Origin of the sequence: Flavivirga abyssicola, from assembly GCF_030540775.2 — a bacterium.
GTDB classification, from domain to species: Bacteria; Bacteroidota; Bacteroidia; order Flavobacteriales; family Flavobacteriaceae; genus Flavivirga; species Flavivirga abyssicola.
The window spans coordinates 1440596-1454207 of record NZ_CP141266.1 but is presented as its reverse complement, the minus strand read 5'-3'; the positions used below and the strand labels follow the sequence as shown (position 1 = coordinate 1454207).

Annotated in this window: 10 protein-coding genes; 5 read left to right on the top strand and 5 right to left on the bottom strand. The window is 32.0% G+C overall.

Annotation, left to right across the window (positions count from 1 at the left end; all coding sequences use genetic code 11):
• Nucleotides 1–17 precede the first annotated feature (17 nt).
• The 3 genes from ileS to Q4Q34_RS05955 all read left to right on the top strand — a co-directional run bounded on the left by ileS (nucleotide 18) and on the right by Q4Q34_RS05955 (nucleotide 4516).
• A complete protein-coding gene (gene ileS / locus Q4Q34_RS05965; RefSeq protein ID WP_303316348.1) occupies nucleotides 18–3422 on the top strand; it encodes an isoleucine--tRNA ligase in 3405 nt (1134 codons plus the stop codon).
• 4 nt (nucleotides 3423–3426) lie between these two features.
• Nucleotides 3427–3807 (top strand): TraR/DksA family transcriptional regulator, encoded by a 381-nt coding sequence (locus Q4Q34_RS05960; RefSeq protein ID WP_303316347.1) that lies wholly within the window; start codon nucleotides 3427–3429, stop codon nucleotides 3805–3807.
• A gap of 61 nt (nucleotides 3808–3868) precedes the next feature.
• Nucleotides 3869–4516 (top strand): lipoprotein signal peptidase, encoded by a 648-nt coding sequence (locus Q4Q34_RS05955; protein ID WP_303316346.1) that lies wholly within the window; start codon nucleotides 3869–3871, stop codon nucleotides 4514–4516.
• A 22-nt stretch (nucleotides 4517–4538) separates the two neighbouring features.
• Here Q4Q34_RS05955 and Q4Q34_RS05950 read toward each other — a convergent pair whose 3' ends face one another.
• The 5 genes from Q4Q34_RS05950 to rimK form a co-directional block, all read right to left on the bottom strand.
• The gene (locus Q4Q34_RS05950; RefSeq protein ID WP_303316345.1) at nucleotides 4539–5102 is read right to left on the bottom strand and encodes a 5-formyltetrahydrofolate cyclo-ligase; all 564 of its coding nucleotides are present in this window, start codon (nucleotides 5100–5102) and stop codon (nucleotides 4539–4541) included.
• A 61-nt stretch (nucleotides 5103–5163) separates the two neighbouring features.
• The gene (locus Q4Q34_RS05945) at nucleotides 5164–5577 is read right to left on the bottom strand and encodes a response regulator (protein ID WP_303316344.1); all 414 of its coding nucleotides are present in this window, start codon (nucleotides 5575–5577) and stop codon (nucleotides 5164–5166) included.
• A 1-nt stretch (nucleotide 5578) separates the two neighbouring features.
• Entirely contained in the window at nucleotides 5579–7027 is a 1449-nt protein-coding gene (locus Q4Q34_RS05940; RefSeq protein ID WP_303316343.1) for a PAS domain-containing sensor histidine kinase, read from the bottom strand.
• Between the two features lie 217 nt (nucleotides 7028–7244).
• Nucleotides 7245–8219 (bottom strand): succinylglutamate desuccinylase/aspartoacylase family protein, encoded by a 975-nt coding sequence (locus Q4Q34_RS05935; protein ID WP_303316342.1) that lies wholly within the window; start codon nucleotides 8217–8219, stop codon nucleotides 7245–7247.
• Between the two features lie 9 nt (nucleotides 8220–8228).
• Complete coding sequence (gene rimK / locus Q4Q34_RS05930; RefSeq protein WP_303316341.1) at nucleotides 8229–9107, bottom strand: 30S ribosomal protein S6--L-glutamate ligase; 879 nt, start codon at nucleotides 9105–9107, stop codon at nucleotides 8229–8231.
• A gap of 87 nt (nucleotides 9108–9194) precedes the next feature.
• Between rimK and uvrC the strand changes: the two genes are divergently transcribed.
• Together uvrC and Q4Q34_RS05920 are read left to right on the top strand one after the other, a co-directional pair.
• Entirely contained in the window at nucleotides 9195–10988 is a 1794-nt protein-coding gene (gene uvrC, locus Q4Q34_RS05925; RefSeq protein WP_303316340.1) for an excinuclease ABC subunit UvrC, read from the top strand.
• Between the two features lie 183 nt (nucleotides 10989–11171).
• A complete protein-coding gene (locus tag Q4Q34_RS05920; protein ID WP_408611549.1) occupies nucleotides 11172–13412 on the top strand; it encodes a patatin-like phospholipase family protein in 2241 nt (746 codons plus the stop codon).
• Nucleotides 13413–13612 lie beyond the last annotated feature (200 nt).

Here is a 13612-nt window from a genome sequence, read left to right as displayed (position 1 = left end):
ATTAGAATAAAGAGTAAATGAGCACTAAATTTCCTGAATATAAAGGACTTGACTTACCAAATGTAGCGAATGAGATACTACAATATTGGCAAGAAAACAACATTTTTGAAAAAAGTGTTTCTACCCGAGAAGGTAAGGAACCCTATGTGTTTTATGAAGGGCCACCGTCTGCAAATGGACTTCCTGGAGTACATCATGTTTTAGCACGTGCTATTAAAGATATTTTTCCACGTTATAAAACGATGAAGGGTTATCAAGTAAAGCGTAAAGCAGGTTGGGATACTCATGGGTTGCCAATTGAGTTGGGTGTTGAAAAAGAATTAGGCATTACTAAGGAAGACATAGGAAAAACCATTTCGGTAGAAGATTATAATGCAGCTTGCCGTAAAGCGGTTATGCGTTACACAGATGTGTGGAATGACTTAACACAAAAAATGGGGTATTGGGTAGATATGGATGATCCATATATCACCTATGATCCTAAATACATGGAAAGTGTTTGGTGGTTATTAAAACAAATTTATAGTAAAACCTTGCTTTATAAAGGATATACTATACAGCCATATTCACCAAAGGCAGGTACAGGTTTAAGCTCGCATGAATTAAACCAACCGGGAACATATCAAGATGTAACTGATACAACAGTCGTAGCTCAGTTTAAAGCAAATCCAGATTCATTACCAGACTTTTTACAAAATGAAGGTGATATATATTTCATGGCTTGGACAACAACACCATGGACGTTACCAAGTAATACAGCATTAACTGTTGGGCCAAAAATTGATTATGTATTAGTTCAAACTTATAATCAATATACGTTTGAACCTATCCATGTTGTTTTAGCTAAGAAATTGGTTAACTATCAGTTTTCAGGAAAATTCAATCAAGTAGAAGATAAATCGGAATTATTAAATTATAAATCGGGTGATAAAAAAATCCCGTTTTATATCGTTAAAGATTTTGTTGGTAAAGACTTAGTTGGAATTACTTACGAGCAATTATTACCATATGCTTTACCAAACGATAACCCTGAAAATGCATTTAGAATTATTTCTGGAGATTTCGTAACAACCGAAGATGGTACTGGAATTGTGCACACAGCACCTACTTTTGGAGCCGATGATGCCTTGGTTGCAAAACAGGCAAAACCAGAAGTACCTCCTATGTTGGTAAAAGATGAACATGGGAATTTGGTACCACTTGTAGATTTACAAGGACGCTTTAGACCAGAAATGGGAGTGTATGCAGGAAAGTATGTAAAGAACGAATATTATAATGATGGAGAAGCACCAGAGCGTTCTGTTGATGTAGAAATTGCTATTAAGTTAAAAGAAGAAAATAAAGCCTTTAAGGTTGAAAAATACAAGCACAGCTATCCAAACTGTTGGAGAACCGATAAGCCAATCTTATATTATCCTTTAGATTCCTGGTTTATTAAAGTGACCGATATTAAAGATCGTATGCATGAGCTTAATAATTCCATTAATTGGAAACCAAAGAGTACTGGTGAAGGACGTTTTGGTAACTGGTTGGCGAATGCAAACGATTGGAACTTGTCACGTTCACGCTATTGGGGGATTCCATTACCAATTTGGAGAACTGAAGATGGTAAGGAAGAAATTTGTATTGAATCTGTTGAAGAACTAAAATCTGAAATGAGTAAAGCTGTTTCGGCAGGTGTTTTAGCAAAAGATATTTTTGAAGATTTTGAAGTTGGAAATAATTCAGAAGAAAACTATGCTAAGATAGATTTACATAAAAATATTGTTGATGCCATTGTACTAATTTCACCATCAGGTCAAAAAATGTTCCGCGAAAGCGATTTAATAGACGTATGGTTTGATTCGGGTTCGATGCCTTATGCACAGTGGCATTACCCATTCGAAAATGCCGACCTAATTGATAAAGGGACAACATTTCCAGCAGATTTTATAGCAGAAGGTGTTGATCAAACAAGAGGTTGGTTCTATACCTTGCATGCCATTGGAACGATGGTTTTTGATTCCGTAGCCTACAAAAATGTAGTGTCTAATGGGTTAGTATTAGATAAAAACGGACAGAAAATGTCGAAGCGTTTAGGAAATGCGGTCGACCCATTTGAAACCTTAGGGAATTATGGAGCTGATGCTACACGTTGGTATATGATTAGTAATGCAAATCCCTGGGACAATTTAAAATTTGATATAGAAGGTGTTGAAGAAGTAAAGCGTAAGTTTTTCGGAACGCTTTACAATACGTATTCATTCTTTACTTTATATACTAACTTAGATAATTTTAGTTACTCGGAAGCAGATATAGCTTTAGAAGAACGTCCAGAGATAGATCGTTGGATTTTGTCTGAATTACATACACTCATAAAGAAAGTAGACACTTTTTATGCCGATTATGAGCCTACAAAAGCGGCACGTGCTATCTCAGATTTCACACAAGACTACGTGAGTAACTGGTTTGTTCGTTTAAGTAGAAGGCGTTTTTGGAAAGGGGATTATGAACAAGACAAAATTTCGGCCTACCAAACGCTTTATACTTGTATGATAACCATTGCTAAGCTAGGAGCTCCAATTGCACCATTTTTTATGGATAGATTGTATTTAGATTTAAATTCGGTTACCCAAAAAGAAGCATTTGAGAGTGTACATTTAGCAAACTTCCCAGTTTATAACGAGGCTTTCGTTGATAAAAGTTTAGAGCGAAAAATGGAAAGCGCTCAAACAATATCATCATTAGTTTTGTCGTTAAGAGCAAAAGAAAAAATAAAAGTGCGTCAACCACTTCAAAAAATAATGATCCCAGTTGATAATGATCAACAAAAAGAAGAGATATTAGCTGTTTCAGAGCTAATAAAACATGAAGTAAATGTTAAAAGTGTTGAACTTTTAGAAGAGGCTTCAGATATTTTAGTAAAGCAAATAAAACCTAACTTTAAAGCGCTTGGACCTCGTTTTGGTAAGGAAATGAAACTAATTGCCAACACGATAAAAGCCTTTAATTCTGATGATATTAAAAAAATTGAACAAAATGGTGTTTTAGATGTTGAAATTAATGGAAAAAATATTACTTTAGAGCTTGAAGATGTAGAGATTACATCTCAAGATATTGAAGGTTGGTTGGTTGCAAACGAAGGTTCGTTAACAGTAGCTTTAGACGTTACGATATCGGATGATTTGCGAAAAGAAGGTATTGCGAGGGAACTTATTAATCGTATACAAAATTTACGTAAAGATTCGGGGTTTGAAGTAACAGATAGAATTGATGTAAGGCTTCAAAAAGATAACCATGTTATAAATGCTGTTAATGCAAATATGGCCTATATTAAAACGGAAACGTTAACTAATGAACTTGAAATAATTGATAAATTAGATAATGGTATAGAAATTGTTTTTGATGATGTAAATACCAAATTGTTTATACAAAAGCATTAAAATTATGAGTACAGAAGGAAATGTAAGATATTCTGATAAAGATTTAGCAGAGTTTAAAGAGCTAATTACGGATAAAATTGAGAAAGCTCAACATGATTTAGAACTTATTAAAAGTGCGTATATGAACGACCATAATAATGGGACTGAAGATACATCACCTACGTTTAAAGCATTTGACGAAGGTAGTGCGGTTATGAGCAAAGAATCTAATTCTCAATTGGCAATTAGACAAGAAAAATTTATTCGTGATCTTAAGAATGCGTTAATTAGAATTGAAAATAAAACATATGGTATTTGCCGTGTTACAAAAAAACTAATTAACAAAGAACGGTTAAAATTAGTACCTCATGCAACACTAAGTATTGAAGCTAAGAATATGCAATAACAATAAAATATATACCCCAAACGTCTCGACTTAAAGCGAGACGTTTTTTTGTCCAAACATTATGTCCTTAAAAAAATCTACCCTCATCATTATCCTTATTTTACTTATAGACCAAATAAGTAAAATATATATAAAAACCCATTTTAAACTTCAGGACAGCGTTGAAGTTTTTGGTTGGTTTAAAATATTTTTTATTGAAAATGATGGCATGGCCTGGGGGACAAAAATTAGTGATTTCACGTCATTTATATCAGATAGAGCAGCAAAAGTAATATTAACTTTATTTAGGGTGGTTGCTATTTTTGCTATTGGCTATTGGTTGTATAATGCAACAAAAAATAAAAGCCCTAGAGTATTGCTATTGGCCATAGCCTTAATATTTGCTGGTGCATTAGGTAATATAATAGATTCCGTTTTTTATGGAGTCTTATTTGATAGTAGCCGTAATCAAGTTGCCACATTTTTACCAGAAGCGGGGGGGTATGATAGTTTGCTTCACGGTAAGGTTGTAGATATGTTGTATTTACCTTTATATAATGATTATTTACCCGATTGGATCCCGTTTTACGGAGGTGAATTTTTTACATTTTTTGAACCTGTCTTTAATGTAGCTGATGTTGCAATAAGTGTAGGGTTTATTATGCTTATTATCTTTTATAAGAAAGCATTTCCTGTAAATGAAAAGAAGGAAGATACTGTTGTTAATTAGGGAACTTACAAATTGTAAATAATTAAAAAGTGTAAATTGTTTTAGGCGTTACACAATAATCAAGCTTAACATCACTTTCATAAACATCTGTAATCTGGTCTTCAGCATCAAAAAAAGACACTCCAATTTTAATAGTTTCAGGTTTACAATCGGTTAAAAAACGATCGTAGAACCCTTTGCCATAACCAACCCTATTCCCTGTTTTGTCAAATCCCAAAAGCGGAATAAAAACAACTTCGATGGTGTTTGGAGCGATAGGGATACCATCTACGGGTTCAGGAATGTTATAACTGTTTTTTTTGATTTTTGTATTATCTGTTAAAAGAAAATGAGTCATAAGCCCCGTTTTAAAATCACTTTTAGAAATAACAATATTCTTATCTTTTCCTGATAATATATTGAGAATGTAATCTGTATGAACTTCTTTCTGTTCTTCAATAGCAAGAAATATATGATAAAAAGAAAGCTCCCAAATATGGAGTTTTAAAACTTGATTTGCAATAGCAATACTTAAATCGTCAATTTGAGAAAGCGATAAATCGTTTCGAAGTACTTTGTATTTTTTTCGTAATTCAGATTTAATCATAATTAACCTTTAAGTTTTTAAGGAATATTTAAAATATATTTAATAAGAAGATAATAAAAAATCAAACACTTTCATTAAAAATATTTTCTAATTCATTAATAACAACGGGTTTTACAAGGTAATCTTTAACACTATTTAAAGATTTTGCACGATCAATATCAACTGGGTTTATAGATGAACTTACAATATAAAGCGTAATTAATTTATTAAACCGGTTTTTTATTTTATTAAACTGCTCAATAAATTCCCAGCCATCCATTATAGGCATATTTAAATCTATAAAAATAATATCTGGAATTTTGTTATTGTCTGAGTTTTGAAGTAACGCTTCAAAATAATCTATACTTTGTTTTCCGTTTTTAAAAGTTATAAGATTTTCACAAAGCTTTTTTGTTTTAATAACACGCTTTACCAGATTTGTATAGATGTCATCATCATCTATAATACAAGCAAGTTCGATGAGTTTATTATTCATGTTAGAAAGTGATTTTAAAAGTTGTGAATTTTTCAACTTCACTAAAGACATTAATTTCGCCATTTAATGCTTCTATTTGGTTTTTTGTTATAAATAAACCAATTCCAACTGCATCTTTATTGTAATGAAATGTTTTGTACATTCCAAAAAGTTTACCTCCGAATTTTTCTAAATCAATTCCGACACCATTATCGGTTATTTCTAAAACAGTTTTAGAGTTTTCTACATAAGACCTTATTTTTATTACAGGATCTCGTTCTGGATGTTTATATTTAATCGAGTTTGTTATTAAATTTAATAAAATACTTTCAAGATAAGCAGGGATATAATTGATGGTATCGATTTTTGAAAAATCGGAGTTTATCGTTGCTCTGCTTTTTGTTATTATTTGCCCTATAGATGTTTTTACGTGTTTTAACGATTCGCTAAATTTAATGGGAGATATACTTTTATTTGTACTGGTCTGTATTGTGACGACCTCATTTAAATGTTCTATAGTATCATTTAAACTAGATGCTATATCTTCTACGGTATTAATTAATTCTAATTTTTCTTCTTTAGATTCTGTAGCGTTTATTAATTCTACTACGAGCGATAAATTGCTAGTATGAGACCTTAAATTATGAGATACTATATGGGCAAAATTGAAAAGTCTTTTGTTTTGAGAAGCAATGATATTCGAAGTTCTTTGTAAACTCAATTCTTTTGCTTTTGTTTCGTCAATGTCTTGAAAAATACCGCGTACACCAATGATTTTTTTCTTATCATTAAATACAGGTTTCCCCATAACCTTTACCCAAAATTCGCGATTGTTTTTGGTAAGCATTTTTATTTCTGAATTAAACGACTCACCTTCAATAGAACACTTTAAAAAAAGATTTTTAACGCGTTCAAAATATGCTTCAGGGTAATATGAAACCGATTTATTTATAGAAGGAATATAATCTTCAGGGTATTCTAAAATTCGCCTTGTTTGTTGATCCCAATAACTTTTTCGTTTTACTAAATCCACATACCAACTCCCAGTTGATGTCATCTCTGCGGTTTCTTTATAATAAAACTGATTCCTTTTTACTTTTTTATTGGTTTTATATTTCCGTTTATTAAAAAAAAGAAACTTAGACTTTGCTCTATTGTTACTAAAGTTAATGTTATCATGATTTGTTGTGCAAACAAACTCTTTATACTTTCCATTTTTAGACTCAATTAGCATACTCTGCCTAAAGTCTATGCTGTTTTTAATAAAACTGAAATAATTATTTCTAAATTGATGACTGTCGTCTTTATGAATAAGATTACTTAAAAAGAATTCTAAACTAATTTTTTTGTTTTTCGTAGAGTATCCAAGATCAGATAAAAAAACTTTAGAACAATAAATGTTATTATTTTTCAATTCCAAATACCCAATACTATTATCAATTGGTTTTGGGGGCATTTTAATTTGAACCATGGTGTTAGAGAGATGAAATTTAATCCTTTTAATGAAGTAAACATAACATTAATTTAACAAATAAACGATAAAAAATGCTTTTAATCGATAAAAGTAATCGTTTTAACGAATTGTCTGACAAAAATAGTCTCTATTTTTATTTTTTTTATATGGTATTTGTGTAATTAATGTTCGAAAAAAGTAACATAATTTCAAATGTCCAGTTAAGACTGAACTGTTAATCTTTAAGCTTTGTCGAGATATGAAAAAGAGCATCACCTTGATAAACAATAGGAGCTTCATTAACATTTATAATGTATCCGGTATTGTCTGCTTTTACAAAGTAATTAAACTTGCCATAAGGATCTGTAATATTACCTAAAATATCCCCTTTTTGTACTTTGGAACTTATTCCGGCAGAAGCTTTAAACATTCCTGAATATTTAGCACGTTTCCATTTGCTCTCATTTATAAAAATACAATCTTTTTTAGGGGTCGAAACTTTAAATTTAGAGCCTAACATATTTAAATGATCTAAAACCCGTTTAGCACCATTAACACCAGAGTTCGTTATTAAGTCGTCTATATGAAAAGACTTGCCTCCTTCAAAAAGGAGTAACGGTTTTCCTAGTTTAACACAGGTTTGTCTAAAAGATTTATTTAAATTCTTAGAATATAATACAAATGGAGCTCCAAATATTTGTGCTAGATCACTCAGATGTTTTTCGTTTTGAGCAATACGAATTTGCGGTGCATTAAATCTACCGGAACCACCCGTATGAAAATCCATAATATAATCTGCGTGTGGCAAAATATCGTGTATGAGTTTATGAGCGACTCTACTTGCTAAAGAACCATTTGAACTTCCGGGGAATACGCGATTTAGATCACGACCATCAGGGAATTCGCGTTTTAAATTTATAAAACCAAAAATATTAATAACAGGCATGCAAATAATAGTACCGCATTTTGGCTTGTTGATACCCTTTGCAATTAGTTGCCTAACAATTTCAACGCCATTAACTTCATCACCATGTATCCCAGCTGTAAATAATACTACAGGGCCAGGTTTTTTAGAACGTTCAATAATAACTGGTACATTTACTGGGGTAGATGTGTGTAAATTGGCGACATCAAAATTAGCCTCTATACTTTCTCCCGGTTTTATAGATGTGCCAAGAATGGTCAATATATTATTTTTAGTATTAGCCATTAATTTTGTTTAGCTATTTCTATTTCTTTCAATGTAAGTAATAATGCTTTTAGCAATATTTTTGCCTGTGCCAGTTTCGATACCTTCTAGGCCAGGGGTTGAGTTTACTTCTAAAAGTAGAGGCCCTCTTGCAGATTGTAACATGTCTACACCGCAAACAGGAAGTTTTAATACTCTCGATGCTTTCATGGCAACTTTTAATTCAGCTTCATTAAGTTTTATAACTTCTGCAGTACCACCTCTGTGCAAGTTGGAACGAAACTCGCCTTCTTTGCCTTGTCTTTTTATGGCGCCAACGACTTGTCCATCTACGACTAAAGCTCTTAAATCGGCACCTCTAGCTTCCGATATGTATTCTTGTACCAAAGCTCTTGCCTGCAAACCATTAAAAGCTTCTAAAACAGATTCCGCAGCATTTTTAGTTTCAGCCAGAACAACACCCAGTCCTTGAGTTCCTTCAAGAAGTTTAATGATAACAGGCGTTCCTCCAACATGAGCAATCACTTTTTCAACATCTCTTGAATAATTTGTAAATACTGTTTTGGGCATGCCAATTCCAGCTTTAGAAAGTCTTTGAAAACTTCTTAATTTATCTCTGGATCTTATAATGGCATCCGATGTGACCGAAGTAAATACATTCATCATTTCAAACTGCCTGACCACAGCACAACCAAAAAAAGTTGCAGAAGCTCCAATTCGGGGAATAATAGCATCTACATAATCTAAATAGCGATCTTTATAATAAATGGTTGGCTTTTCTTTTTCAATAATAAGATCACACTTTAAAGGATCTATAACTTCCACATCATGTCCCCGTTTTTCGCCTTCATTAACAAGGCGTTCGGTAGAAAACAAGTTAGGATTTCGAGATAGAATAACTATATTCATTAAATATGGTTTAACCCAGTATTGCAATATACTAAAAAAGGCAAACGAATTTTTACATTATCTAGAATTTAATATACCTTTGATTTAATGGATGTACCTGCGTTAGAAATACAATTAAAAACCTTACCCAATGCCCCAGGCGTATATCAATATTTTGATGCTAACGATACCATTTTATACGTCGGTAAAGCTAAAAACTTAAAGAAGCGTGTTAGCTCGTATTTCACAAAGACTCATGATAACGGTAAAACCAGAGTCCTTGTAAAAAAAATTGCGAGTATAAAACATATTGTTGTAGAAACAGAAACGGATGCCTTGTTATTAGAAAATAATCTGATAAAGAAACACATGCCCCGTTATAATGTGATGCTGAAAGACGATAAATCCTATCCTTGGATTTGTATAAAAAAAGAACGTTTTCCTAGAGTGTTTTCAACACGCCGAATCTTTAAAGATGGGAGCGAGTACTTTGGCCCTTATACTAGTATGAAAACGGTTTCAACTTTGTTAGACTTAATAAAAGGCCTGTACCCACTAAGAACATGTAATTACCATTTATCCCAAGAAAAAATAGAAGCAGGTAAATACAAAGTCTGTTTAGAATATCATTTAGGAAATTGCAAAGGTGCTTGTGAGGGGTTAGAAACTGAACAGGAATACCATAATAATGTAAAGGCCATTAAAGAAATTTTAAAAGGAAACTTTAAAGACTCCTTGATGCAATTTAAAATGCAAATGAAACAGTTTGCAGAAGAGATGCAATTTGAGGCGGCTCAGAAAATAAAGGAGAAAATAGAAATATTAGAAAATTATCAGGCAAAATCTACCATTGTTAATCCAAAAATCAGCAATGTTGATGTGTTTTCTATTATGAGTGACGAAAGTTATGGTTATGTTAACTTTTTGCAGCTTTCATACGGATCTATTATTAGATCACATACCTTAGAGGTGAAAAAGAAGTTAGACGAAACAGATTTACAGCTTTTGGAGTTAGCTATTATTGAAATAAGACAACGTTTCAATTCCAATTCCAAAGAAATTTATGTGCCTTTTAAAGTGGATCTGGGTAATGATGTTAAAGTAACCGTGCCAAAGTTAGGAGACAAAAAACATATTTTAGATTTATCGCTTCGAAATGCAAAGTACTATAGAATGGAGCGTTTTAAGCAAGATAAAATTGTAGATCCGGATAGACATGCCAATAGGATTATGGCACAGATGAAAGCAGATTTAAGACTTTCTAGCGAACCAAGACATATTGAATGTTTTGATAATTCTAATATTCAAGGAACCAACCCAGTGGCCGCATGTGTGGTTTTTAAAAATGGGAAGCCCAGCAAAAAAGATTATCGTCATTTTAATATCAAAACAGTTGTGGGGCCAGATGATTTTGCATCGATGGAAGAAGTCGTATACAGAAGGTATAAACGTTTGGTTGACGAAAAACAACCACTACCACAGCTTATTATTATTGATGGTGGTAAAGGGCAGTTATCTTCAGCTTTAAAAAGTTTGGATGCTTTAAATTTGAGAGGAAAAATAGCCATTATAGGCATAGCAAAACGATTAGAAGAACTATTTTATCCAAACGATCCTATTCCATTATATTTAGATAAGAAAAGTGAAACCTTAAAGATTATACAACAATTACGTAATGAAGCACATCGTTTTGGAATTGAACATCATAGAAATAAACGTAGTAAAAATGCGTTGAATACAGAATTAGAAACAATTTCTGGCATAGGCGATAAAACAGTTGTAGAATTATTAAAACATTTTAAATCTGCTAAACGGGTAGCCAATGCAAAGTTGGACGAGTTAGAGGCTGTTGTAGGTGTTTCTAGAGCAGAAAAGGTTTATAATTATTATCATGGAAAGTAATTTAGTTTAAAAAGAATTTCAATATATGATTTCAAAAGCATTTGTCATTTCGAACAAAGAGAGAAATCACATAAAATAGATAACACAAATCTTTATGGGATGTCTCAATCGTACCTCATTTCGACATGACAAATTCAGTGAAATTTTGAGCCATATAGATTTGATTAAAAATAAAATTTGAAAATAAAAATTACCATAATAGCAGTCTTTCTATTTGCTTTGTTTTCCGCAAAAGCGCAAAATAAAACGCATAGCGATGATGTTAAAGTTGGTTTAGTATTAAGTGGTGGAGGCGCAAAAGGTTTAGCACATATTGGAGCTCTTAAAGTTATAGATAGTTTAGGAGTAAAAGTTGATTATGTTGCAGGAACAAGTATGGGTGCTATTATAGGAGCCTTATATGCATCAGGATACTCAGGAAATCAATTAGACTCTATTTTTAAAGAGGTCAATTTTGATAATATTATAAATGATAATTTACCTAGAGCATCCAAAGCATTTTATGAACGTGATAATGATGAAAGGTATGCTATAAAGCTTCCTTTTAATGATTTTAAACTCTCATTACCATCAGCACTTTCCCGAGGTCAGAATACGTATAATTTACTTTCAAAGTTAACACTGCACGTTAATGAAATAAAGAACTTTAACGAATTGCCCATTCCGTTTTTTTGTATTGCTACCAATATTGAAACAGGACAAGCCGTTATGCTGGATAAGGGAAATTTAGCACAATCTGTCATGGCCAGCGGAGCATTACCTTCTATATTTCAACCTGTGGTTATTAATGGGGAAATGCTAACAGATGGAGGGGTCGTAAATAACTACCCAATTGATGAATTAAGAGCTAAAGGGATGGATGTTATCATTGGAGTTGATGTTCAAGATGGCTTAGCTGGACGTGAAAAATTAGTCTCGGCACCAGATGTTTTACTTCAAATTAACAATTTTAGGACGATTAAAGACATGAAGTTGAAAGCTCCTAAAACAGATGTTTACATCAAACCAGATATCAAAGGCTTTAATGTTGTATCTTTTAGTGAAGGGTTTAAGATTATTGAAACAGGAAGACAAGCTGCCATAAATAAAGCGGAAGCTTTACAAGCCTTAATTAAAAAAGACCAAAAGACAATAACTGCCCCGAAAATAAAAATAAAAGCCCAAGACAGTATCATAATTAATAGCGTTTCTTTTTCTGGAAATAAGAGTTATACAAGGTCTTATCTCATGGGAAAAATGAAGCTGAAATTTAATAAAAAGATCAGTTATAAAGACTTTGACAAAGGTGTAAATAGTTTAGTAGCTACGAATAACTTTGAGACGTTTCATTATGAGTTTAGAAAAACAAAAGGGAAAAAAGGGTATGATTTATTTGCAACATTAACAGAAACTAAAAATACCGCTTTTTTAAAAGCAGGTATCCATTATGATGATTTATATAAAAGTGCATTGTTAGTAAATCTAACTAAAAATCATTTATTATTTAATAATGATGTAGCCTCATTAGATATTATTTTAGGTGATAATGTTAGATATAACTTTGAATATTTAATAGATAAAGGTTTTTATTGGAGCATCGGATTGAAATCCAGATTTCAACAATTTCATAAAAACATAAGTGCCCAATTATTGCTAGATGATGATCAATTAATAGGGACAGGGTTGAATAAAATAGATGCAAAATTACAAGATCAGACCAATCAATTTTATTTACAAACATTATTTAGAAAAGATTTTGCAATTAGTCTGGGAGCAGAACATAAACGTTTGGAAGTGAAGTCCCAAACCATTATGACAAATAATCAAGATGATGATGAGTTTTTATTTGAAAATACCGATTACTTTAGTGTGTTTGGAAATTTGAAGTTAGATACTTACGATAATAGATATTTTCCAACAAAAGGATTTTATTTTAATGGCGATATACATTTATATCTTCATGCATCTCGCTTTAATGATGATTTTGAAAGATTTTCAATTACTAGAGCAGACATGGGGTATGCTTTTAGTGTTACCGATAAATTAGCATTCAATGTACGATCGTGTGGTGGATTTAAACTAGGCGATAAATCTACCCAGGCTCTAGATTTTGCATTAGGAGGTTATGGCAATAATTTAATAAACAATTTTGTGCCGTTTTTAGGTTACGATTTTCTTGCACTTACAGGTAACAGTTATGTAAAAGCATCTGCTAGTGCCGATTATGAGATTTTTAAAAATCATCACATTACTTTAGAGGGAAACTGGGCAAATATAGATGATGATATATTTGAAACTGGTGAGTGGTTTACGTTTTCAGATTATAATGGCTATGCGTTAGGATATTCAATAGATACTTTTGTTGGTCCTATTCAAGGAAAATTTAGTTATTCTCCCGAACAGAAAAAAAGTATCTGGTTTTTCAATATTGGTTTTTGGTTTTAAAATAGAGTTTTTCCATTAAAATCATCAATATTAACTTAAGGCTGTTTGAGTCATTATAGTTATAAAAATCTAAGATTCTATTTCTTTTTTACAAATTCGCAAATTTTCACGATATTTGTATAGTTATGCAAACTATTTGGCAAGGACTTTTAGTATTCTTACACTATCTTATCAAGAGAAATCCTGAATAGGCAGGCTAT